Raw genomic sequence first — 23,646 nt, 5'->3', positions numbered from 1 at the left:
CGGTGCTCATGTGCGACTCCCGATGACTTGCGTAGGAGCGCACCTGGGCGCGACCGGGGTATTACCGGCAATGCCCGTCGCGCCCGGGTGCGCTCCTACGCAGTGGAGGGGGCGGCTCATGCGTCAGCTCCCTGCAGCACTTCCAGCGCTTGTTCCAGGCGCAGGCTCACCACCGCCGGCGTGGCGCCCACGTCGTTGATGCTGATGCGTACATCGCGCAGTGGATGGCGTGCAGCGAAATCGTCTAGCACTGCCTGCCAGATTGCGCCAAAGCCGCGTGCGGCGGTGAGGATCTCGATCTCCATGGCGCCCTCGAGCGGCACGCGCTCGACCAGCACTTCCAGATTGCCGGAGGCCACGACACCGACCAGCGCGTGTTCCAGCCCGGCGCGTGCACCGCGCTGTCCATCAAAGCGATATCGCAGGGTTTCCATGCTGTGCCCTCACCAATTGCGAAAACGTTTCGGCGGGTCGTACAAGCCGCCGGACCAGCGCACCAGGTCCTTGACCGTGCGCGCTGCAAGCAGGTCGCGCGTGGCATCGCGCGGGCGAATGCCCAAATCGTCCGGCCGCTTGATGACGCCGCGGTCGCGCAGGTTTTCGACCATGCGCTTGTCGCGCCCCAGGCCCACCGCGGTATAGCCGGACACGCCGCGGATTGCCTGTTCGCGTTCTTCCGGCGTGCGACACAACAGCAGGTTGGCGATGCCTTCTTCGGTCAATACGTGGCTGACATCGTCGCCGTAGATCATCACCGGCGGCAGCGGCATGTTGGCGCGCTCGGCCAGTTCCCAGGCGTCGAGTTTGTCGACGAATGCCGGCGCCATGTGTTCGCGGAAGGTCTCCACCATCTGCACCACCAGCTTGCGCCCGCGCGGCATCTCGCCCGGCGTTGCCGCTTCGCGCCCGGCCTTGAGCCAGGCAGCACTGGCATGCCGGCGACCGCGCGCATCCGAGCCCATGTTGGGCGCGCCGCCGAAACCGGCGATGCGATCACGCGTGGCGGTGGAGCTGTTGCCCTGCAGATCGATCTGCAAGGTGGAGCCGATGAACATGTCGCAGGCATACAGCCCGGCGGTCTGCGACAGCGCGCGGTTGGAGCGCATGCTGCCGTCGGCGCCGGTAAAGAAGATATCCGGACGCGCGGCGATGTAGTTCTCCATGCCCAGCTCGGAGCCGAACGAATGCACCGATTGCACGAAGCCCGATTCGATGGCCGGGATCAGCGCCGGATGCGGATTGAGCGCCCAATGGCGGCAGATCTTGCCCTTCAGCCCCAGCGATTGGGCGTAGGTGGGCAGCAACAGTTCGATCGCGGCGGTGTCGAAACCGATGCCGTGATTGAGCCGGTCCACACCGTATTCGGCATAGATGCCCTTGATGGCCATCATCGCCATCAACACCTGGATCTCGGAAATCTGCGCCGGGTCGCGGGTGAACAACGGTTCGATGTAATTGGGCTTGGGCGCCTGGGTCACGAAATCCACCCAATCGGCGGGAATATCCACGCGCGGCAGGGTGTCGAGAATTTCGTTGACCTGCGCAATCACGATGCCGCCCTTGAACGCGGTGGCCTCCACGAGCACCGGCGTGTCTTCGGTATTCGGGCCGGTATAGAGATTGCCGTGACGATCGGCCGCCTGCGCGGTGACCAGTGCGATGCGCGGGGTCAGGTCGATGAAGTAGCGGCCGAACAATTCCAGATAGGTGTGGATGGCGCCGATCTCGATGCGACCTTCGCTCACCAGCCCGGCCAGACGCGCGGCCTGCGGGCCGGAGAACGAAAAATCCAGGCGCTTGGCGATGCCGCGTTCGAATACGTCCAGATGCGCGGCAAGCGACAACACCGATTGCACCATGTGCAGGTCATGCACGCGCGCCGGATCCACCTCGGTAAGGCACCGCGCCAGGAAATCGGCCTGCTTCTGGTTGTTGCCCTCCAGGCACACACGGTCGCCGGGCTCGATGACCGCTTCCAGCAACGCCACGACATCCTCGGCAGCCACCACGCGACCCTGCGGCGCCAGCGCGGCGGCCCGCTGCAGACGCTGACGCCGGCTTTCGGCCTGGGTGTCCCACTGTCGACTCATGCCTCTGCCTCGCCGGGGCGAGCCCGTAATGTCAAAGTAATTACATCGTAATTATGAAATTTACGGGTGTCTAGACGCGTTGCAGCATCCGGGTTTGCCACTGGGCAGGCGTCAGCCGCCAGCAAGCCGAGCGCTTGCGCGTCAACACACTTCGATATATCGTTTCTCCATGATTCGATATATCGAATGAAACAGCGCCCGCCCGTCAGGCCAACGGCCGATCTCGATGCGGCACCTGCCCGCACGCGCGGTGCCGGCGCACGTGTGCGCCCGCTGGAGCACGGCGATCTGCGCCTGCTGCTGCTGGCGCTGATTGCCGAGCGCCCGTGCCATGGCTATGAGCTGATGCGGCAGATCGCCGCCCTCTTCAAAGGGCTGTACACGCCCAGCGCCGGGGCGATTTATCCGGCGCTGGCGCAGCTGGAGGCCGCCGGCTGGGTGCACACCGATCTGGATGCCGGCCGCAAGCGCTATCAGGTCACTGCCGCTGGCAGCGACTACGTTGCACAGCAACGCGATGCGCTCGATGCCGCACTGGCCCGCACCCATCGACGCGCGCGTGAGCTGATCAAGTCGCAAACGCCGGCCCCGATTCGCGAGGCGATTCATCGCATCAAACATGGCTTGTTCGCGCGCCATGGGCAATGGAGCGAGACAGAAACCGCGCGAATTGCTGCATTACTCAACGCCGCCGCCGACGGCATGGAGCGCGACGACGACTGAGCGGGTGTGCGGTAACGCCTGGGCTCGGCCCGACAGCGATCTGCGAACCGCGCAGGGCGATACAACGCCCCCGCTGCCCCGATTCGAGGTGAAGCGATGCAATTGCATGCAGCTTCACACGCCCCCTCATCTGCCCCTGCGGGCACTTCTCCTGCAGAGCTGAAGACCACGCCGTTGCGCTGGATGACAGCACACCAGCATGGCCGATCGCCACTCACCACGTCATTGACTGATCACGCATTGATTTCGTAACGCTCCCTCTTCCCCCGCACCGCCGCGCATCCGTGCGGCACTCCAGGAATTGCATCCCATGGCTGCACACACCAATACCCAACTCCGTCGCGACCCACGCCTGCGTTCCGTGCAGGTGCTGCGTTGCGAAGCGATCACCCCGCACATGCGCCGTATCGTGTTCGGCGGCAGCGACCTGGCCGGCTTTCAAAGCGATGCGCCGGACGATCACGTCAAACTGTTCTTTCCCAACGCCGACGGCGCCTTCGTCCTGCCGACCATGACGCCGGAAGGCCCGCGCTACGAAGAAGGCGCGCTGCCTTCGCCGGCGCGCGACTACACGCCGCGCGATTTCGATCCGCAGAGCGGCGAGTTGAGCATCGACTTCGTGTTGCACGGCGAGGGCGTGGCGTCCGGTTGGGCCGCGCGCGCACAGCCCGGCGATCCACTGAAACTGGGCGGCCCGCGCGGCTCGTTCCTGGTTGCCGATGACTACGACCACTACGTGTTGATCGGCGACGAAACCGCGCTGCCGGCGATCGGCCGCTGGCTCGAAGCGATGCCCGCCGACATGCACGCGCAAGTATTCATCGAGATCGCCGATGCCGCCGAGCGGCAGGAACTGCTCAGCGCGGCCGAGGTGCGGGTGAACTGGCTGGAGCGCAATGGCTTCGATGCCGTCAGCAGCACCCTGCTGGAAGACAGCCTGCGCGACTACGAGCCAGAGGATGGCGACACGTTCTACTGGATCGGCGCCGAATCGATGCGCGCGCGCGCCATGCGCAAATTCCTCGAAGACCACCTGGGTGTGGACAAGGAATGGGTGCGCGCAAAAGGCTATTGGAAGGCGCGCGGCGAGCACGGCGAGGAGTGATTGCCCTGCGTGCACGCAAGGCGCGTCGGCTCTCAACGCGTCACTAAGCCGCTTCTTGCGCACTCGCCGTGCATGACATGCGCTACGGTGACGCCGGCCAGGACTGCATGGCCGGCAACGCCACTTGCACCTGGGCCGGATCGATGCGCGTGCGCAGCCAGGCCAACGCAACCGGCAATGGACACAAGGCCTGACCGTGGCAACCGGGCAATACCAGGGTGGACGAGGCCAGCGCATCGCCGTCGAAGCGCCCGCTGCGCAACGCCGCCAGGCTGGGCATCAAGGTCCGCACGCGCAGCAACGGCATGCCGTCGCGTTCGAACACATCCAGCACCAGCGCACCGCCGGGCGGATAGTCGTCGGGACGATCGCTGCGATGCCACTGCACGCCGAGCAGTCCACCGAGCGTGGCCAAGGTAGTGTCGTGTCCCACCAGCACCAGCAGCCGCGTGGAAGGCGGCGCCAATGCCGCTACCGACGGCGTCTGCCCGACCGCGGCCTGCACGGTGGCCAGAAGATGCGCGAGCAGGTTGGATGCCGCCGCCGTGGCAACCGGCAACGGACGCTTGCTCTGGGCGAACGAGGTGTTGTGCAGGGCAATCAATTGCGCCACTGCGGCGCGATCCACCCGGCCCCAGCCCAGCTGCGCCGCATCGAAGCCTTCGATGTCTTCCAGCATCAGGTTCTCGGCCAGTCCGCCGGCCAGCTTCAGGGTGCTGGCCGCGGCCGGCGAGCCATCGCGCGTAGCCGGCTCGTAGAGCAGGCGGGTAGGCGGCGGCGTGGCGCAGCGTCCGTGCTGGCAGGCACTCAACACCGCCTGCAAGTGCGCCAGCTGCGCGCGCGTCTCAGCTTCCAGCCGCACCGGCGGCGTGGGCGCCTTGCCGCCATCGAACAATACAGTGCGCTCGCCCTCCGGCAGGGCCTGGTAGTGCACTGCGCAGCCCGGCGCCATGCCCTGCAGCAGCGCCTGCGCGCTGGCGTGGTTGCGGGCGGTACTGTCGGCGATGGTGACGATCTGTTCGGTGCCCGCGCAGCCACTGGCCGCCAGTCCGAGCGGCGGCGCGAATAACGCGCGATAACGTGCGCCCAGCGCCTGCATGCCGGCTCGTCCGTGCGGCGTCAGCTGGCCCGCGGCCACCGGCCAGTGCGGCCATGGCTGCGCGCTGTAGCGATCCAGCTCGCTGCCGGGCTGGGTCGGTGCACGGATGCCATGCCGCACCAGCACGATGGTCAGGCGCAGGTGCGCGGTTGCAGCGGCGGTCTCTTTTGCCACGACCGGTTTTGCCATCGGCAGGCAGAGCGCCAGACCGAGCAGTGCGTGCCGCATCGTTCCGGCAAAAGAGCGATTGTGCATGGCTTGCCTCATAACGTTGCCGACAACGCGAGCACTCTCCCGCGTCCAGGCTGACCGGCATACCGCGGTGCATGGATGGAACGCGCGCCAACGGTGCGCGTGCCGCGAGGCCGGACATCGCGGTGGCGCAATGGCTGCCCTTGCCGGAACAGCGGCAACAATCTACCCAAGCGCACGACAGACATCACCGCTCCAGAAAAATGCGCCCAGCCTGCGTGGACCGGATGACGCGTGGATGACAGCCGCAACTCCGTTGCCGCGCGTTGCGCCCGGCCGTTGATTCGCGGCGATGGCGATGGCGCGATCTATCGAGACAGTGCAGCGGCGCCAGGTTTGCCAAACGTCGCGACGGCCACCTGTTTGCCGATGCCACGGTCACGCAGTCCACGCTGCCGGCGATGCCGTGAGCGGCGGTGTTTCCCAGGATTCGCCCCGGCACGCAGGCCGCCCCAACATGACGTGACCACGCCCGACGGCATCTCACTTGGCCGTTACCCTCAACGACAAAGGCCCGCCGAAGCGGGCCTTTGCCTGGACAGCAGCCAGACCGCTTACTTGGCAGCGGCATCCTTCGCCGCAGCATCGCCCGCCTTGGCCTGCAGGGCTTCGGTGGTGATGCGGATCTTCACTTCGTCGCTGACGTTCGGGGCGTACTGGCCCAGGCCGAAATCGCTGCGCTTGATGGTGGTGGTGGCGTCGAAACCGGCGGCCGGCACCTTCTTCATCGGGTGCTCGCCGGCACCGTTGAGGGTGACGTCCAGCACGACCGGCTTGGTCTGACCCTTGATGGTCAGGTCGCCGGTGACGGTCAGCTTGTTGGTGCCGGCAGCTTCCACCTTGGTGCTCTTGAAGGTGGCGGTCGGGAACTTGGCCGCGTCGAAGAAATCACCGCTCTTGAGGTGTTCGTCGAACTTGGCGGTGAAGCTGTTCAAGCCGGACAGCGGCAGGGTGACCTGCACGGTGGACTTGGTCACGTCGGCCGCGTCGTACACCAGGGTGCCGTCGACATTGCCGAAGTGCGCGCTCGGGTTGGAGAAACCGAAATGGCTCCACTGCGCCAGCACGTCGGTGTGCGACGGGTCCAGGGTGTAGGTGCCCGACGCCACTTCCACGGCCGGGGCGGTCGAGGCCGCAGCCGCCGGTGCAGGTGCCGGCGCAGCAGCGGCGTCGGCCGGTGCGGTGGCCGCCGCCGGGGTTTCGGCGGCCGGAGCGGCAGTGTTCTCGGCCGGCTTGGAGCAGGCGGCAATGGCCAGGGTCAGGGCGAGCGGCAGCAACAGCTTGTGGGTGGTCTTCATTGGAACTCCATGGGATGAGAGACGCGTCGGATCAACGCGGGTGGGACAGATGCAGACGGACGAGGACTGCAGGAAACGCAAGACACCATGTACGTCGACACGGCGAGCCAGATCAAGCGATCGTCAGGCGAACGGCCAACTGCGTCGCTTGACGCGGCAGGCACACGCGGTGTGCCGGGCCGACGCACGCCGTCCACGGCGCTGCGCGGCAGCCGGCACGCATGCATCGCCTTACTCGAAGCGCGCCGCTTCGTCGAAGCTCAGGCGTGGCGAACGCGGGAACAGCCCGGCCGGGTCGCCATAGCCAAGATTGACCAGGAAGTTGGACTTGATCGGCGTGCCGGCAAAGAACGCCGCATCCACCTTGGCGTTGTCGAAGCCGGACATCGGGCCGGCGTCCAGTCCCAGCGCACGCGCGGCCAGGATCAGGTAGGCGCCCTGCAGCGAGCCATTGCGGAACGCCGATTCGGTGCGGCCCTCGCGCGGGCCGTCGAACCAGCTCTTGGCGTCGGCATGCGGGAACAGGTACGGCAGCTTCTCGTGGAAGTCTTCGTCGTGCGCCACGATCACCGTCACCGGCGCGGCCAGGGTCTTGGCGGCATTGCCCTCCGACAGCGCCGGCTTGAGCTTGGCCTTGCCTTCGGCGCTGGTCACGAACACAAAGCGCGCCGGGCCGCTATTGGCCGCGGTGGGCCCCCACTTCACCAGCTCATACAGCTCACGCAGCACCTCGTGGCTGACCGGCGTGTCGGCAAACGCATTTTGCGTGCGGGCGGTGCGGAACAGCTGATCCAGTGCGGCGGCATTGAGCGAGTCGGACATGAGCACTCCAGAGGAAGGGGTGGTGCGACGGTAGGCTGCGGCGTCGGCGCCAGTGTGAAGACCCGCAGTGTAGAGTGGCGCGATTGCCGCCACACGCGTTCAATCTGAAACAAATCTATGTCGGATCTGAAACGATGGGGCTGACCTGGGCACTGAGCGACGGCCGTGCCGGCAATGCGCGCCAGGCCGAGGCGCTGGCGCGTGCATTGCAGCCCGCTGCCTACCAGCCACTGCACCTGCAGACCAACGCGCCGTGGCGTTGGGCGGCGCCGCGGCGGCTCCCCGGCGCACGGCAGGCGTTTGGCGCGGCATTTGCCCGGCAACTGCAGCAGCCCCCGGCGCTGGCCATCGGCTGCGGCAGGCAGGCGGCGCTGGCCACCCGGTTGCTGCGTGCCCACGGCAGCCGCAGCGTGCAGATCCTGGATCCGCGGCTGGACCCGCGGCACTGGGACCTGCTGGTGGTGCCCGAGCACGATGCACTGCGCGGCAGCAACGTGCTCACCCTGCTCGGCAGCCTGCACCCGGTGGACGATGCGTGGCTGGCGGCCGGGCGGGCCGCCTTCCCCGCCTTGGGCGGCTTCCCGGGCCCGCGGCTGGCGCTGCTGGTCGGTGGCCCCACCGCCCAGGTGCCGTGGACGCCACAGGCGCTGGCGGCGCTGTGCACGCGCGTGAGCGCCCAACTGCGCGCGCTGGGCGGCAGCCTGCTGGTGACCACCTCGCGCCGCACACCGGGCGATGCACTCGCAACGCTGCGCGCGGCCTGCGCCGGCCTGCCGCATCTGCTGTGGTGCGATGAGCGCGATGGGCCGAACCCCTACGCTGGACTGCTCGGCTGGGCCGATGCCATCGTGGCCAGCGCCGATTCGGTCAATCTGCTCTCCGAAGCCTGTGCCACCCGCGTACCGGTCGCTGCCGCGTTCGGCGAGCAGGCACGTGGGCGCGTTGACACCTATTTGCAAGCGTTGCGGCAACGCCAGCGCTTGCACTTAGTCGATGAAGTTCTCGCCAGCGCTGTCGATATCGTTCCTGTGCGCGAAACCGAGCGCATCGCCATGCAGGTACGCGCGCGCCTGCTGCCATAACCCAACGCCCGCCAGCGGGCCAGCGAGACAAGGACGATGTGCATGACAGGGACGATCCACGCGCGATGGATGCGGCAAACCCGGCGCAAGGCAATTGCGCTGCTGGTACTGGCCGCATTACCGCTGGCGTCCAACGCAACAACACCGCGTTGCGTGCCGCGTTATCCCACGCCGCACACCGCTGCCGCGATGTTCGACATGGCCACCTCCACCGCGCAGGCGCTGGATGCGTTGCCCGATGCCAAGGTGGTGCTGCTGGCGCGCGGCGGCCAGGATCTAAGCCGCTACGGCCTGAAACATAGCCACCTGGCATTTGCCGTGCGCGACGATGATGGCGGCTGGCGGGTGCGCCACCTGCTCAATCGCTGCAAGAGCGATGCGTCACAGCTTTACCAGGAAGGCCTGAGCAACTTCATCGGCGAAAGCGCGTTGAGCAGCGATCTGCGCGTGGGCATTCCCACCCAGGCACTGCAGCAACGTCTGTACGCGCGATTGACTGGCAGTGGCGATCTTGCGCACCGCCTGCATGAAACGCGCTACAGCATCGTGGCGTATCCGTTTTCCACCGACTATCAAAACTCCAACCAATGGGTGCTGGAAGTGCTGGCCGTCGCGCTGGCGGCCGACGCGCAACCGGCGGTCGCGATTGCCAACAGCGGTGATGCACAGGCATGGCTGCGCACCGCGCGCTATCACCCAAGCGCCCTGCATCTGGACCTGAGCCAGCGCATCGGCGCGCGCTTTGTCGCCGCCAATGCGGCGGTCACCGATCATCCTGTGAGCGAACGTGTGTCCGGTAACTATTCGGTGGTCACGGTCGAATCGGTATTCGACTTCCTGCATCAGCGCGACGCGGTGGACAAGGAACTGTCGATTGCACGCGCCGCCCCTACTCCTGGAGCAACACCATGATGCATGCCCGTTCTTTTCTCGCTGCCAGCGCATGCCTGTTCGCCGCCTTGACATTGCCCTGCGCACACGCCGGTGAAGCGACCACACCCGGCGAAAAATCCGAGTTCTATTCGGCACTGTCGCTCGCCATGCCAGTGCTGATCGCGTCCGGTGTGGCGGGCTCTGTGTTTTCCGCACCCGTTGCTGCATCTAATGCAGTGGCCGAATCACGTCGCGAGGCACGCGCGGGCAAGCTGCCGCCAATGCGCGTGCAAGCCGTCGACACCCTGCCTGCGGGTGCACGCCAGGTGCGCCTGCAGGACCCGCAACATGCCGAGAACACCGCAGTGCTGCAATGGCAGGCACGCCAGGACGACCCCGCCGCAGGCTTCCACGTCGGCGAAATGGTGACGTTCCAACCTAGCCCCGCAGGCAGCGGCTGGACCGTGCATGCGGAACAAGGCCAGGCGTTGGCGTTCGTACCGACAGAAGCGGCCGCCGCATACGGCAGCAGCCAGACCTGGTGACGTGCACGCCCTGCGCCGCAGGCCGGGGCCACCTCTGATCGACCGCAGCGCGATCGTCGTTGCATCGGCGGCGTTGCCACGACGCCGATGCCTCCAACCGCGCTGCGTTTACGGATTGCTGGGAGAACGCGGAATGCCGGCAGGCGCCGCATCCAGCGCGCCGATCATCAGCCGCACGACCGGGGTTCCCAAGCCGGTGGTGTAGTTGTACTTGCCGGCGATCGGCACGTCGTTGCCGACGACCCCGTTGTTGCCGGGAATGCCGCGGTGATAGGCCTGCGGGCCGTTGGCGGCCAGGCGATACAGGTAATCGTTGAGATTGCCCTGCCGGCCCTGCTTCTGCACCAGCAACGCGGCCACGCTGGCGAACTCCGGCGCCGCCACGCTGGTGCCGATCACCTTGGTGATGGCACCGGCCACGTAGATGGACACCGAGCTTGTGCCCTGCTGACAGGGATGCACGGCGATTCCCGGGCAGCCGCCGACCAACATGCCGACATCGGGCAATGCGCGCATCGAGGTGCGCGTGCCGCCCAGCGCGCGCAGCTGATATGCCGGACGCTGGAACAGCGTGCTGACGCCGCCACCGGCACCCCAGTAGCCGCCGCTGAGCAGCGCGCCGACGCCATACGGGTCCTCGGCCTGCAACGGGTCGGCAAACGCGCTTTCGCTGAGGTAGCTCGAATCCAGGCTGCCCTTCTTGTAGGCAGTGAGCAGGTTGCCGCCACCGACCGCGGTGACATGCGCATCGGCGGCGGGCCAATGCACGCTGGGGACGTACCGGCCGTTCTTGCCTTCCACCAGGTATTGCGTGTCCGGGCAATCCAGGCCGGCATTGTCGCCGCTGGAGGCGACGAAGCTGATGCCCTGCGCATTGCCTTGCTTGAAGACCGAATCGAACAGGCCAAGGATGGAAGTGGCGTCCTTGCCGTTATAGGCCGCGGTGAAGATCTGTTCGCAGAACCCGAACGAGGAGCTGACCACGTCCGCCTCATTGTCCTGCACGATCTGCCGGTAGCCGGCCAGGATGGAATCGATGGACAGATCGGGGATCACGTACAGCAGCACGTGCGCGCCCGGTGCGCCGCCGAGTGCCATGTCCACATCGAGCGTTGCCTCGCGCACCGCAGCGCGATTGCCGTCCTGCACCCCGGGCTTGGCCCCGGCCACATAGCGGCGTGCATACAGTGTCGGGTTGGCATGGTTGCCGGCATAGCGGCTGAAGCGCTCGTGGTCGAACATCGCGGCGATGTCCGTATCCAGCACGTCGCTGCCGATCAGGACGGCGATCGTGCTGCCGCTACCGTCGAGCCGCTGTTGCTTGCCTGGCGCACCGATCATCGTCTGGTAGGAAGGATAGCCGTAGGCCTGCTTGAGATCGTTGTACCAATAGCTGGTGGTGCCATCACCGGTGCGGTTGCCGGGCGTGCCGGCCAGCATGCGCGAGTCCATGCGCGCCGCCGGCAGCCCGCGGCTCAGGCCGGTGACGGTGACACCGTTGGCACGCAGCGCGGCCGGCAGCTGCAGCGGAGCGGCAGCCGCCAGGCGTACCTGCTGGCCGGCGTTCAGATCAGCCACCAGCGGCGCGGCAAACAACCGCTCCACGCTGTCGGCATTCGCGCTGACATGCAGGGTTGGCCCTTGCTGCACCACGGTCATGTGTGCGGCCTGCAGGGCGGCGCGTACCTGCGCGAGCTGCGCAGGCGCCGGACCAAAACGCCGCTGGAATTCGGCCGCCGACAGCCACCTGTGATACTGCGGCGACAGCGGGTCCTGGATGTCGGCCAGCAGGGCGTTCAGGGCCACTTGGTCGCGTGGTGGCAGATGCACGTCGAAGGACACGGGCGCTGTGCGCAAGCTGGCCGTGATCGCGTCAATCCGGGCATCGGGGACGGTGGTGGCAGCGTTGGCGCTACCGAAGGCCAACAGCGAAGCGGACAGCACGGCAGCCAGCAGCGGCCGACAGCGGATGCGAGTAAGCATGGATCTCTCCAGGGGGCACAGCAGTGAGCGAGGCCGAATGGCATCGCAGGGACGTGCACGACCGCTCGCGACCACCGGCGCGATCATGTCGACACGGAAACAGGACACAGATGCCGGCTGCGATCGATGGCCGCGCGGGCCGCGATCCACGCGGCTGGCCGCTGACACAGACCACGGCAAGGCCGAGCGCTGCCGGTGCACCATCGCGACACTGCACATTCGGCGGCTATCTCCATCGGCATCGGCAGGTCGCGCGGCTTGCAAGGGTTGCCATCACTCAGACGGCGGGTCGGGAGCCGGGACGATACGTGCGATGTCTACCGCTGAAATGCCAGCGGGCGAGGTTGTGTCGCCATCAGCGAGGTGCGCGCGCCTGCGGCAGCAGGTGCCGCTGCGTGCCAGCTCGCCGCGCGTGGCTGCCTCAAGGTGCGCGCCGTTGCCGCGAGTACCTGCAAGCGCCCATTGCGCGCACCTGCGCCCGCTCATCACCGCAGTTCCTGCGTCGAGGCTGCCGCCTGCTTTGCGATCACCGCGTGCTGCCGATGCCGCCGGTCAGGCGTCATGTGCACGCGTCACCGATGACGACCCGATGTCGTGGCGCAGGCTTGCCCCGCTCTGCACATCGCATGCCGACGATGCTGCCGAGCGCCGCCGCCGCCACGAACGCACGCGCTTTTGTATTGCGGCCGCGATGTGCGCACGCGCTCGGTCGTCGCCGCCGACGATACAGGCACGGTCCGGCGCCAGGCGCCTGCGCGATACGGGAAGGGGTCTTCGCGCAGCGGCGCCGTGGTCGGGGCGCGCATCGCTGCGCTGGTCCAGCCCTGCCGTCGAAGCGATAATTGCGCGCCCAATCAACCGTGTCGCCATGCGTCCTGCCTCGCCACCTGCCTTTGCCCCGCTCACCTCCCGTGCATTGATCCGGGCGGTGTTGGCAATGGGCGCGGTGGTCCTGCTGTCCAACATCCTGGTGCAATACCCGATCAACGACTGGCTGACCTGGGGTGCGTTCTCCTACCCGCTGGCGTTTCTGGTCAGCAACCTGATCAACCGCCGCTTCGGTCCACGCGCTGCGCGCCACGTTGCCTGGTGCGGGTTCGCGCTGGCGGTGCTGCTGTCGATCTGGCTGGCGACGCCACGCATTGCGGTGGCCTCGTGCAGTGCCTTCATCGCGGCACAATTGCTGGACATCAGCGTGTTCGACCGCCTGCGCGACGGCAGCTGGTGGCGCGCGCCGATCGTGGCCACCACCTGCAGCGCCACCCTGGATACCACCATCTTCTGGAGCATTGCGTTTGCCGGCGCGAGCCTGCCGTGGGTCAGCTGGGCCGCAGGCGATCTGGCGGTAAAACTGGGCATGGGCGTGTTCCTGCTCGGCCCGTTTCGCGCCCTGCTGTGGCGGAGTGCGCCGCGTCGGTAGAACGCATGACGCGCATGGATGCGTGGCTTCCCGGCAGGAAAGCCAGGCACCGTTGCCGCCCTTTGCCGCAGCTGCATCGAAAGCGGCGCACTCACCGGGGCCCTTACAGCGCTGTTTCATCCTTGCCCAGCGGAAACGTCAGGCCCTGCCCACGTGCTGCGTTGAAGATGATGCCGCGCGCCTGCTGGATGGCCGGCGTCGGTGCGAGCAGGCGTGGGCGGCGGTCCAGCGTGCAGCTCAGGCCGGCATCGACCAGCGCTGCGTGCGCCTGATGCAGTGGTGCGCTGCTCTCGTCCGGGAGCCAGTGCGTGCGCGCCAGTGCGTCGATCAACGCTGGCGTGTCGCAGGCGTCCAGCAGCTGCGGCTGCTGCGCTGCCAGCCCGAGCACGCCGGCCTGCAGCACGAATTCCAGATCCACCAGGCCGCCAGCGCCCTGCTTGAGATCCAGCCGGCCGGCATCGCTGCGATCCAGTTCGGCGCGCATGCGCGCCCGCATCTTGCGCACGTCTTCGTGCGACTGCGCGGTGTCGCGCACCCGCATCAGCGTGTCGCGACGCACGTGGGCAAACGCGTCGCAAAGCGCCGCGTCGCCGGCCACCGCGCGTGCACGCACCAGGGCCTGATGCTCCCAGGTCCAGGCGCGATCGCGTTGGTAGTCGCGGTAACTGGCCAGCGAGGACACCAGTGCGCCCTTGCCGCCATCCGGGCGCAGTCGCACATCGATGTCGTACAGCCGGCCGGCGCCGGTCTCGGCAGCCAGCAATGCCATCACTTTCTGCGCAAGCCGGGCAAACCAGCGCCCGGCTTCCAGCGGGCGCTTGCCGTCGGAGGCGTCCACCTCGGGCGGATGATCGTACAGAAACACCAGATCCAGATCCGATCCGAATCCCAGCTCCAGCCCGCCAAGACTGCCGTAGCCGACAATGGCGAAGCTGCCGCCGGGCACGTGTCCGTGCGCGGCCAGCATGTCGCTGCGCGCCAGGTGCAGCACGGTCTGCACGACCGCTTCGGCAAGCCAGGCCAGTTGCCGGGTGCTCTCCACCGCCTGCTGGCGGCCATCCAGCGTGGCCAGCGCAATACGGAAGCTCAGTGCAAGCCGGCGCTCGTTGAGTTCACGCAGCGCCGCTTCGGTGTCGTCGATCTGCAAGGTCTCGGCGCAGGCCGCGTGCAACGCTGCGCGATCCGGTAGCGGGCCGCTGATGCGGGTGTCGAGCAATTCGTCCAGCAGCAACGGATACGCCGCCAGCCGCTCGGCCAGCAGCGCGCTGCGCGAGAGCACATCGACCAGGCGCGCAAGCGCGCTGGGTTGCTCGTCGAGCAAGGCCAGATAGCTGGTGCGGCGCAAGGTGGCCTGCAGCAGGCCGAGCATGCGACGCACTGCCGCGTCGGGCTGGCTGGCGCGGGTGGCCGCGTGCAGCAGTGCCGGCATCACCCGATCCAGCCGCGCACGCGCGCTATCGGACAGCGCGCGCACGCCGGAAGACTGCGCGAAATCGGCCAACGCCTGATGCGCGCCATCGGGATCGTGCAAGCCAATCCCCGCCAACGGCGCAGCATCGCCTTCCGGCAGCGCGCGCCAGTAATCGGCAAGCGCGTCCGGTGCGGTGGCGCGCACGCGCGGGGCCAGCAGTTCGGCGAATTCCGCGGCCACGCGTGTGCGCTGCGGTGCCAGCGCGTCCAGCAATGCCGACCAATCCGCATACCCAAGGCCCAACGCAATGCGCTCGCGATCCAGCGGCGCCTGCGGCAATGCGTGGGTCTGCGCATCGCGCAACATCTGCAGGCGATTTTCCAGCCGGCGTAGAAAACGATACGCCGTCGACAGCGCCTGGCCGTTCTCCTGGTCGATCTGGCCTGCGGCCACCAGCGCCTGGAGCGCGGGCAGCAGCCGGCGTTCGCGCAGACTCGGTTCGCGTCCACCACGAATCAGCTGCAGCGATTGGGCCAGGAACTCGATTTCGCGAATCCCGCCGGGCCCGCGCTTGATGTCGTCCAGACGATCGTGCCGCGCCACTTCGGCGGTGATGGCGGCCTTCATTTCGCGCAAGCCATCCAGTGCGGTGAAGTCCAGATACCGCCGGTAGACGAAGGGGCGCAGCGTTTCCAGCCAGGCTTCGCCGGCGTCGATATCGCCAGCCACCGCGCGCGCCTTGAGCCAGGCATAGCGCTCCCAATCGCGACCTTCGCGCTGGAAATACTGGTCCATGCCGGCGAACGACAACGCCACGCGGCCGGCGGTGCCGAATGGACGCAGGCGCAGATCCACGCGATGGCTGAAGCCGTCGGCGGTGGTTTCGTCCAGCAACCTGGCCAGCTGCTGGCCCAATCGCGCGAAATACTCTTCTGCTGCCAATGGACGCGCGCCATCGGATTGGCCGCCCTGCGGATAGGCGTACACCAGATCCACGTCCGAGGAAAAATTCAGCTCGCCACCGCCCAGCTTGCCCAGCCCGAACACCACCAGGCGCTGCACGCTGCCGTCTGCAGCAACGACCTTGCCGTGGCGGGTGTGGAACTGCTGCTCCAGCGCTTGCAGGCCGCATTGCAGGCAGTGCTCGGCCAGCCGGGTGGCGCCGGCCAGGGTGGCTTCGACGCTGTCCAGACCGAGCACATCGCGCCAGACCAGGCGCATGGACTCGGCGCTGCGATAGCGTCGCAATTGCGCAGGCCACAGCGGTGGCTGGGCCGGATCCAGCTGCGGCAGTGGCAGTGGCGGCGGATCGGGTTGGGCCAGGTGCTGCAGCAACGCCGGTTGCCGCGCCAAGGTATCGAGCGCGAACCCGCTGGCCAGTGCGACCTGCGCAAGCTGCCGATCGAACCCGCCGCCCGGCCACGCCTGCTCGGCAGGCAATGATTGACGGACACGCGCCACGGCCCGCTCGATCAGGGCGGTGAGCGCAGGAGACATGGAAACGGTCGGCATCGGCATGACCGGATTTTGGCATCCCCGCCACGCGGGGAGTACACGCATGCGCGACATCCCGCAGGGCGACTGCAACAGGGCGTGCAGCATTTCGCCGCCTTGAACATCTCGCTTACGCAGCCCTGACGACAGCCATGCTGCACTGCGGCTTTCGCACGAGGTCCCGCCATGTCGCCCACCACCTTGCCTGCTCACTTGCTGCCCTCGCAGATTCCGCTCCAGACCGATGGCAACGATCCTGCGCTGCCGCCCAGCCTGCCCTTTCTGCATCTATGGACCGGGCCGGATGGCAACAGCTGCCTCAACGCCTCGCAGCTGCCCGGCTTCGGTCGCAAGAGCGTGGGTGGCGGTGCCGCACCGCAGTGGTTGCGACCGTTTCCCGGCGAGGTGCTCGGCATCCAGTTCGCGGTGCTGCCGGTAGGCTGGGTCGGCGACTGGCATGAGAGCCCGCACCCGCAATGGGTGATTCCGCTGCGTGGCCGCTGGTTCATCGAAACCGGCGACGGCACACGCGTGGAAATGGGGCCTGGCGACATCCATTTCGGCCAGGACCAGGGCACCACCGATCAGCGCGGCCATCGCTCCGGCCAGTTGGGCGATGAACCTTGCCTGCAGATGATGGTGCAGTTTGCGCAATCGCCGGGCGCGGCCACCGCGCATCCGTTCGGCCATCCGGCGCCGCGCTGATGGACCGCCACTGCCGCGTCCGCGCGCCCGGCGCCGCCCGGCCGGCCGAGTGCCCGCCCCCCGCCACGCGCCACGCCGGGCTGGCGGCGCGCCTGGGCAACGCGCGCCTGCTGACCCTCTACGACCAGGCGACCTGGAGCGAGGGGCCAGCCTGGTGGGAGGCGCAGCGCACGCTGGTCTGGAGCGATGTGGTCGGCCGCCGCGTGCTTGGCTGGCGCGAGGACGGCGCGGTGGACGTGCTGCTGGATGCCACCGCCTTCACCAATGGCAATGCGGTGGATGCGCAACAGCGACTGGTGCACTGCGAACACGGGCGCCGCGCGATCACCCGTAGCGATGTCGATGGCCGGGCGCATCTGGTGGTCGGGCGGTTCGAGGGCAAACGGCTCAATTCGCCGAACGATCTGATCGTGGCGCACGACGGCGCGATCTGGTTCACCGACCCGCCGTTCGGGCTGCTCAAGCCCAGCCAGGGCTGCCCGGGCCCACAGGAGCTGGACCATCACGGCGTCTACCGGCTGCCGCCCGATGGCGGTGCCCTGCAGTGCATGGTCGGCCTGGATCACCCCAACGGGCTGGCGTTCTCCCCCGACGAACGCGTGCTGTACGTCTCGCAGACGCCCGAAGGTGGCACGACCTCGCCGGAGATCACCGCCTTCGACTGGCGCGATGGCGCATTGCACAACCGGCGCCGCTTCGCGGTGGTGCCGGACGGCCTGCCGGATGGCTTTTGCGTGGACCGCCAGGGCTGGCTATGGAGCAGCTCCGGCGCGGGCGTGTGCGTCTTCGACACCGATGGCCAATACCTCGGCCTGGTGCCGACACCGGCCACGGCGTCCAACTGCAGCTTCGACCTGGAGCAAAAACGATTGTTCATCACTGGCGGCAGCACGCTTTGGCTGCTGGAGTTGCAGCAATAAGAACGGTTAACGAAAACCGCCAGGCGGACGCGGCCGCTGCCCGCGATGGCAGGGATCACGCGTACGAACGGTTGCACGCACGCCGTGCACATCCAGCAGCATGATCGCTCGCCAGGTTTTGGGCGCAGCGCCACGCCATGCAAGCCTGCTCGCCGCGATGCGCGCAGGCGGCAGCCACGGCATGAGGTGCGGCCTTCATTTGCAACGGATCTCGCGCGGATTGGCGCTTGACCCGGCAACCTGCAGGCATAAAAAAGCCCGCTTGCAGCGAACTGCCAGCGGGCTTTGCTCCCTCCCCCACGTCGGGATGCAGGATCATAGTGCGCGCCCCGAATCGGACTTGCACGCTGCACTGCAAAACAATACCAGGCAGTACAGAACTGGTGTTTTTTCTTCACGCCTGCGCGCGCGATGCAGGCGTCAGCGCAACAGGTCAGGTTGCGCGCGATACCACTCCGGCGCACCTCGCAGATGCCATTCGGGCGTGTCGCCGCGCAAGCCCACTGCAGCGCTCAGCAATCCCCAGCGGGCCAGCAGACTGCCGCGACGTTGATTGCCCTGCAGGCGCAGGCGCGCATCGACCTGAAAGCGTTCGTTGCGCGCCTGCAAGCGATCGACGATGACCGTTTCGCCTTGCCAGTGCGCGCGTGCGGTCAGCTGCGCCTGGCCTGCATCCACCAGCCGGAGCATCCAGTTCGGAATCGAGCGGTCGCGTGCATACAACGCCACCAGAAATGCCAGATCGCGCACCTGGATGCGTACACGCCCATCCACGCCAACCGGTTGTCGCCATTGCATGCGCGCATCGTCCAGCACGATGCGCGCCCACCAGCCATCGCGATGTTGTCCATCCGGGCCGGTGAATCCGACATTGCGCAGCTGGATGCTGCTGGCATCGAGACTGAACTGTTCGGCGCGTAGATCGCCGCGCTGCAGGCGCAGATCCGCATCCACATCGCCGCGCAACGCCAGGCCGGCGAACTGCAGCCGCGCTGCACGCGCCCCGATGCGCACACCGCCCTTGCCGATGCGCCCACCCGGCTCGATCTGCAGATCGCCGCTGAGCACGCCGTTACCGCCGTCAAAGCGCAGTTGCTGCTGCGGCAGATAGCGGTTGTAGGCACGCAGATCCGGCACGCGGGCATTGGCGAAGACCAGATGCGCGCGCGTGGCATCGCGCAGGCTGCTCAGGTTGCGCGCATCGGCGCGTGTGCGCAGATCCAGGCGCAGATCGCGGCCTTGCACGAACGGGCGCGCGGGTGCGTCGGTATGCGCGATCGAAAACTGCTGCATCTGCAGTGCAAGCGCCGGCAGCAACTGTCCACTGGCATCGGCGTCCACGCGCAGATCTGCACTGGCCTGTCCCGTGATCGCATGCCCCATCACGCCCACCTGCGCGTGCACGTGCGGCACCTGCAGGCGGCTGCCGGCAGCAAGCTGGCCGTGATCGATCCGCAGATCGGCATCGACCAGGCCCTCGCCCTCCAGGGTCAGCCAATCCACATCCGGAAACAGCGCAGCAATCCAGCGCAACGAAGACAGCTGCCAATGCAGCCGCGCATGCCCGGACGTGCGCGGCAACAGGCTGCGCATGGATTGCACCGGCAATTGCCTGCCTTGCACGCGCAGGTCGGCGTCCAGCGTCAGCCCGGCATCGGCCGGCTCGGGCATGCTGACCTTGAGCCGCATGTCCTGATCGACCTGTAACTGCGCCGTCAATTCGCCAAGCAATGCGGCCGGCGTGCGCGTGCTGTCGTGCAGCGGCGCGCGCCATTGCAGCTGGCTCCCGGGCTGCAACGCGCCACGTATCCAGCGCAGCTCGCCATCTGCACGCCCCTTGCCGGCACGGGTCGCCAGCGTGTGCCGGCCCTGCGCATGACGGGTGACATCCAGCGCTGCGGTGTCGCCATGCACGGCGATCAGCGCGTCGGTGAGTTGCAGCACCGCCAGTCCGCTTGCCTGATCCGGTGCATGCCGCGCGATGCTGGCGTCGATACGCAGCTGCCCATTGCGCATCACTTCGTCCTGCCCCCACCGCACACGCGCCGATTCGAACACTGCATGGGAGGGGAAGATTTCCATCGGCCCGCCACGCAGTTGTTTGAACAGGCCCAGTTGCAGTTGGCCCTGCCCTTCGATGTGCAGCTGACGCAGCGACACGGCCTGCACCTGCTCGGCAACGATGCGGTCCAATTGCAGGGTCCAGGCGGTTGGCGAGGCGGGTGTACCGGCTTGCGTGTCGGCGCGCCTGGCTGATTGCGGTGTGCTGGTGGTAGGCGTTGCGGGCTTCGCGTCCGTCGTGGTCGTTGCAGTCGTCACGCGCAGATGCTGCGCGGGCGGCTGCGTCGTCGCCGAGTGTTCGGCATTGGGCGTTGCTGTGGGCGCCCGCTCGTTTGCTAAAGCTGCCGGCGTATCCGCGGCCCCCTTCGCCGCAGCAACAGCAGCACGCGTCGCTTGCGCCGCCGCAGGGGATTGCATCGCCCCCGTCCCGGGCGTTGCGGCTGCAGCCTGCATACCGCCACGCACACCGCGCACATGCAACTGCGGCACCAGCAGCTGGCGGTGCAGCAATGGCAGCAGCCGAATCTGTCCACTCATCCGCTGCGCGCTGACATTCCACTTCGTGCGTGCCGAATGGCCTTGCAGGTCGACATCCCACAGCACCACACGCCCCGGCCACCAGGTCAGCGCCGGGCCCCAGTGCATCGTGAACTTGTCGGGCGAGCGATTCAGCGCAGCCGGGCCAAGCGGCGTGTTGAGCAACAGGTTGCCCAGCAGCAAATAGCTTGCGTACAGCGCAATCAGCGCCGATAGCGGCCATCGCAGTAAGCGTGGCAAGGCGCGCCAGCGGGCGCGAACAGGCATCGTCATGACGGCAGGCTCCTGGAAACCGCGCACGCGGCTGGGCACAGTGTGCCAAGCCAGCCGTGAGCAGGGCGCAGCACGCTCACGCCAGCGGCCGCATCACTTGGTTTTGGAGACCGCCGGCAACAGTGCGGGCTGCGCGTCATACCACTGGCGCGCACCGGCCAGATGCCACTGCCGCTGCTTGCCATCGAGTTCGATGCCGGCACCCAGCACACCCCAGCGCAGATACAGATCGCCGCGCCGCTGCGCATCGTTCAAGGCCAGCCGCGCACGCAGCGACAAGCGCGCGTTTTCCGCATGCAGGTCGTCGATCAGCAGCTGCTGCTTGCGCCAACGCAGCCGGCCGGTCGCATCCAGTTCGCCCGAATCCAGCAAACCCAGCACCCAGCGCGGATAGTCGGCGCGCTGGGCGAACACCGAGAGCAGTGGTGCGATATCGCGCATGCGAAGGGCTGCCTCGGCATCCACCTGGAACGGTGCCTCGGCCTGGATGGTGCCGGCACCCACTTGCAATTCGCCCCACCAATCGGCGTCTTTGCCGTCGTCGCCCACGCGCATGTTGCGCAGGCGTATGCGTGTGCCACTGAGGTCGAAGAACTTGTTCTTGAAGTCGGCGCGCTGCAGCGTTGCCTGCAACTCGGCATCGCCGCGCATCTGCACGCCAGCCAACGCCAGGTGCGCGCCCTGCCCGCGCAGATGCGCATGCCCGTTACCGACATCGCCGGAGGCATTGAGCGCCACATCGCCGGTCAGGCTGCCGCTGCCGCCGAGCAGGCGCACGTTATTGCCCGGCAGATAGCGGTTGTAGGCGGTGAGATCGGGCACACGCGCATCGCTGAAACGCAGCTGCGCCTTGAGCGTGTCGCTCAGGCGGGCCAGCTCGGCATCGCCATGCATGGCCAGTTGCAGATCGCGGCCGTCCAGCAGGAGCTGTTTGGGCGCATCGCGCGGCGCCGCCTTGAAGGTGGGAATGCTGACATCCAGATGCGCCTGCGGGGTGGCGGCATCGTCGATGCGCCCGTGCGCCTTGGCCACGCCGGCCAGGCGCGTGTCAAATACCTGCGCCACGGCCTCCACGCGCGGAATATCCAGCGTGCTGCCGGCACTCAACCGGCCCTGTGCAAGGCGCAGGTCCGCTTCGACCAGACCGCCACCTTCCAGCTGGAACCACGGCTTGCGCACGAACAGCTCGGCGATCCAGTTCAACGATTCGAACTTCCAGCGCCCACGCACCTGCCCCGACAGGCGCGGCAACAGCTGCGCAGGCCGTTCGAACGGAACGCTGCGCCCGGCGACGCGCAGATCGGCGTGCAGCTCGCTGCCGGTCTTCTCATCGCGCGGCAGCCGCGCCTGCACGCGGATGTCCTGCGCCACGTCCAGTTGCAGCGCGAGCATGCCGCGGTCGGTGGCACCAACGCCCGCAAGCAATGGCAGCCGCCACACCGCACGGCTGCCCGGCTGCAGCGCGCCGCTGGCCAGGCGGATATCGGCCTCCACGCGCGCGGCCGATGGCCCGCTGCCGATGTCCACATGCGGCGCGCCGGTGTCGATCTTCAGCGCCACGGAATTGGCTTTGAGCTGTAGCCGTGCGGCGGTGATGCCGAGCTTGCGCAAGCCCGGCGCCTGGTCGCGGTAATGGCGTGGAAACTGGAACTGCGCATCCAGCTGCGCACCGTTGAACACCTGCACCCCGTCGTAGCTGACCACCGCGTCGGTAAAGCCCGCTTCGGAAGGAAACAGTTCCGACGGCCCGCCCTTGAGTTGCTTCAGGAAACCAACCTTGCCGTGCCCTTGCCCGGCAATCAGCAATTTGCCCAGCCGGGCACTGCGAATGCTGTTGCTGGTGATTGCATCAAAGCGCAACGTCCAGCCCTGGTTGCCCCGCGGCGGTGGCGGAATCGGCGTATCGGAGGTTTCCACTTCCGCGCTCACGCCGGTGGCATGCAGCCAGGGCAGCCGCACTTCGCGCCGAAACAAGGCCAGCAGGGCGATACGCGCATGTGCGCGGTCGGCGTGGAAGACGTACACGGTGCGGTTGGCCTGCCCACGCATGCGCACGTTCCAGGCGATGACCTCGCCCGGAAACAGCGTCACTGCCGGGCCGGTCTGCATGGTGAACTTGTGCGGTTGCCGATTGGTGCTGGCGTCGAACAGCGGGGTATTGAGATACAGGTTGCCGGCCAGCAGATACAGCGCGTACAGCGCCAACACCACGCCCACTGCACGACGCCACGGCCGTGGCCAGCGCTGGAAGCGGTCGCGAAGTGAGGGCATGGGCACAGGCAGGAAAGAGTCTGCCGCCACTATCCCGGTTGCGCTGACCGCGACGCGTGAACGAGGCTGGTGCCGTTGCGGGAATCGGGAATCGGCGGCGAGCCTGGAAGTTGGCGCGCAGCCGGTGACCGGTGCTGCGCCGGCGATGCGCTGAACCGCTGCAATCGCGCAATCCCGGCGTTTAACGCTTCTCGAACTTCATTGCTGCGCACGACATGCAGCGACATCGCAGGGTCACGTGCCGGGTGGATAACGGTCCTGCCCGCTCGCTTCCTGTGCCAGGAAGGCTCTCTCCCCCTTCTGTCACTGAGCGAAACGGGCCATCACTGGGTGGTGTCCAATCCGTCGGGCCGGCTCCCTGCGCCGGCCCGACGTTCCTGGCCTGCAGCGGCCTGCCAGACGCCTGCGCTCACTGCCAAAGCCGATCAATGTCGCCATTGGTCGTCGCTGAGCGTCGTCGCCGATGGCACCGCTGCGCGTCACCTTGAACGTGCTGCACCTGCACGAGATCGGCGCGCCAGCTGTGCCTTTTCTCCTCGGTGAGGCGTGGACGAGCGTTCGGCGCATCCACTTCATCGCCTGCGCAGTTGCCGACGCCCGCTGCACCGACGCACGTGCCAGCCGCAAGACGCTTTTCCCATCGGGAGAAGATGCCCCACAGCGCCGGATGAGGGGACGCGCG

17 protein-coding genes and 1 pseudogene are annotated in these 23,646 nt (G+C 67.4%); 8 read left to right on the top strand and 10 right to left on the bottom strand.

All coding sequences use genetic code 11. The annotated features are described in order from the left end of the window. Positions 1-116: 116 nt before the first annotated feature. Positions 117-434 (bottom strand): malonate decarboxylase acyl carrier protein, encoded by a 318-nt coding sequence (mdcC, locus tag HLH45_RS07550; RefSeq protein ID WP_008577475.1) that lies wholly within the window; start codon positions 432-434, stop codon positions 117-119. A gap of 9 nt (positions 435-443) precedes the next feature. After that, complete coding sequence (mdcA, locus tag HLH45_RS07545) at positions 444-2,090, bottom strand: malonate decarboxylase subunit alpha (RefSeq protein WP_008577473.1); 1,647 nt, start codon at positions 2,088-2,090, stop codon at positions 444-446. 186 nt (positions 2,091-2,276) lie between these two features. On the opposite strand from mdcA, the gene HLH45_RS07540 reads away from it, so the two are divergent. After that, a complete protein-coding gene (locus HLH45_RS07540) occupies positions 2,277-2,813 on the top strand; it encodes a PadR family transcriptional regulator (RefSeq protein ID WP_011346229.1) in 537 nt (178 codons plus the stop codon). A 310-nt stretch (positions 2,814-3,123) separates the two neighbouring features. Beyond that, positions 3,124-3,918 carry a siderophore-interacting protein gene (locus HLH45_RS07535; RefSeq protein ID WP_014089241.1) on the top strand — a complete coding sequence of 265 codons (795 nt, stop codon included), beginning with the start codon at positions 3,124-3,126 and terminating at the stop codon, positions 3,916-3,918. Between the two features lie 82 nt (positions 3,919-4,000). Here the strand turns inward: HLH45_RS07535 and HLH45_RS07530 are convergent, their stop codons facing one another. The 4 genes and pseudogenes from HLH45_RS07530 to HLH45_RS07515 all read right to left on the bottom strand — a co-directional run bounded on the left by HLH45_RS07530 (position 4,001) and on the right by HLH45_RS07515 (position 7,389). Beyond that, positions 4,001-5,272 carry a histidine-type phosphatase gene (locus HLH45_RS07530; RefSeq protein ID WP_033479319.1) on the bottom strand — a complete coding sequence of 424 codons (1,272 nt, stop codon included), beginning with the start codon at positions 5,270-5,272 and terminating at the stop codon, positions 4,001-4,003. Positions 5,273-5,456: 184 nt separating this feature from the next. After that, a pseudogene (locus HLH45_RS07525) lies at positions 5,457-5,696 on the bottom strand (hypothetical protein). 127 nt (positions 5,697-5,823) lie between these two features. Beyond that, positions 5,824-6,567 carry a YceI family protein gene (locus tag HLH45_RS07520; RefSeq protein WP_005920166.1) on the bottom strand — a complete coding sequence of 248 codons (744 nt, stop codon included), beginning with the start codon at positions 6,565-6,567 and terminating at the stop codon, positions 5,824-5,826. A 231-nt stretch (positions 6,568-6,798) separates the two neighbouring features. Next, positions 6,799-7,389, bottom strand: a complete 591-nt coding sequence (locus tag HLH45_RS07515; RefSeq protein WP_008571724.1) for a malonic semialdehyde reductase — start codon at positions 7,387-7,389, stop codon at positions 6,799-6,801. Between the two features lie 134 nt (positions 7,390-7,523). On the opposite strand from HLH45_RS07515, the gene HLH45_RS07510 reads away from it, so the two are divergent. From HLH45_RS07510 to HLH45_RS07500, 3 genes are read left to right on the top strand one after another with little or no spacing between them, the layout of a single operon-like run. Beyond that, complete coding sequence (locus tag HLH45_RS07510; protein ID WP_031420877.1) at positions 7,524-8,471, top strand: mitochondrial fission ELM1 family protein; 948 nt, start codon at positions 7,524-7,526, stop codon at positions 8,469-8,471. Between the two features lie 42 nt (positions 8,472-8,513). Further along, the gene (locus HLH45_RS07505; RefSeq protein WP_077708898.1) at positions 8,514-9,383 is read left to right on the top strand and encodes a DUF2145 domain-containing protein; all 870 of its coding nucleotides are present in this window, start codon (positions 8,514-8,516) and stop codon (positions 9,381-9,383) included. Continuing rightward, positions 9,380-9,889, top strand: coding sequence for a hypothetical protein (locus tag HLH45_RS07500; protein WP_014089235.1), 510 nt, complete (start codon positions 9,380-9,382; stop codon positions 9,887-9,889). The genes HLH45_RS07505 and HLH45_RS07500 overlap by 4 nt, the downstream gene beginning before the upstream one ends. Before the next feature lie 108 nt (positions 9,890-9,997). Here HLH45_RS07500 and HLH45_RS07495 read toward each other — a convergent pair whose 3' ends face one another. Further along, positions 9,998-11,959: a S53 family peptidase gene (locus HLH45_RS07495; protein WP_033479257.1), complete on the bottom strand. Its 1,962-nt coding sequence runs from the start codon at positions 11,957-11,959 to the stop codon at positions 9,998-10,000. Positions 11,960-12,740: 781 nt separating this feature from the next. On the opposite strand from HLH45_RS07495, the gene HLH45_RS07490 reads away from it, so the two are divergent. Further along, entirely contained in the window at positions 12,741-13,292 is a 552-nt protein-coding gene (locus HLH45_RS07490; protein ID WP_029818530.1) for a VUT family protein, read from the top strand. Between the two features lie 103 nt (positions 13,293-13,395). Here HLH45_RS07490 and glnE read toward each other — a convergent pair whose 3' ends face one another. After that, positions 13,396-16,221 (bottom strand): bifunctional [glutamate--ammonia ligase]-adenylyl-L-tyrosine phosphorylase/[glutamate--ammonia-ligase] adenylyltransferase, encoded by a 2,826-nt coding sequence (gene glnE, locus HLH45_RS07485; protein ID WP_033479252.1) that lies wholly within the window; start codon positions 16,219-16,221, stop codon positions 13,396-13,398. Positions 16,222-16,383: 162 nt separating this feature from the next. Between glnE and HLH45_RS07480 the strand changes: the two genes are divergently transcribed. Together HLH45_RS07480 and HLH45_RS07475 are read left to right on the top strand one after the other, a co-directional pair. Then, on the top strand, positions 16,384-16,902 hold the full coding sequence (locus HLH45_RS07480) for a cupin domain-containing protein (RefSeq protein WP_008577083.1): 519 nt from the start codon (positions 16,384-16,386) through the stop codon (positions 16,900-16,902). Continuing rightward, the gene (locus HLH45_RS07475; RefSeq protein WP_046932223.1) at positions 16,902-17,822 is read left to right on the top strand and encodes an SMP-30/gluconolactonase/LRE family protein; all 921 of its coding nucleotides are present in this window, start codon (positions 16,902-16,904) and stop codon (positions 17,820-17,822) included. The genes HLH45_RS07480 and HLH45_RS07475 overlap by 1 nt, the downstream gene beginning before the upstream one ends. Positions 17,823-18,242: 420 nt before the next feature. On the opposite strand, the gene HLH45_RS07470 is transcribed toward HLH45_RS07475, so the two are convergent. Both HLH45_RS07470 and HLH45_RS07465 read right to left on the bottom strand, forming a co-directional pair. After that, a complete protein-coding gene (locus HLH45_RS07470) occupies positions 18,243-20,693 on the bottom strand; it encodes a hypothetical protein (RefSeq protein ID WP_008572853.1) in 2,451 nt (816 codons plus the stop codon). Between the two features lie 93 nt (positions 20,694-20,786). Then, positions 20,787-22,964 carry a translocation/assembly module TamB domain-containing protein gene (locus tag HLH45_RS07465; RefSeq protein WP_014089229.1) on the bottom strand — a complete coding sequence of 726 codons (2,178 nt, stop codon included), beginning with the start codon at positions 22,962-22,964 and terminating at the stop codon, positions 20,787-20,789. Positions 22,965-23,646: the final 682 nt, after the last annotated feature.

The sequence above is a fragment of the Xanthomonas euvesicatoria genome (assembly GCF_013112235.1).
Taxonomy (GTDB): Bacteria; Pseudomonadota; Gammaproteobacteria; order Xanthomonadales; family Xanthomonadaceae; genus Xanthomonas; species Xanthomonas euvesicatoria.
This window is presented reverse-complemented; position numbering and strand designations above follow the sequence as displayed.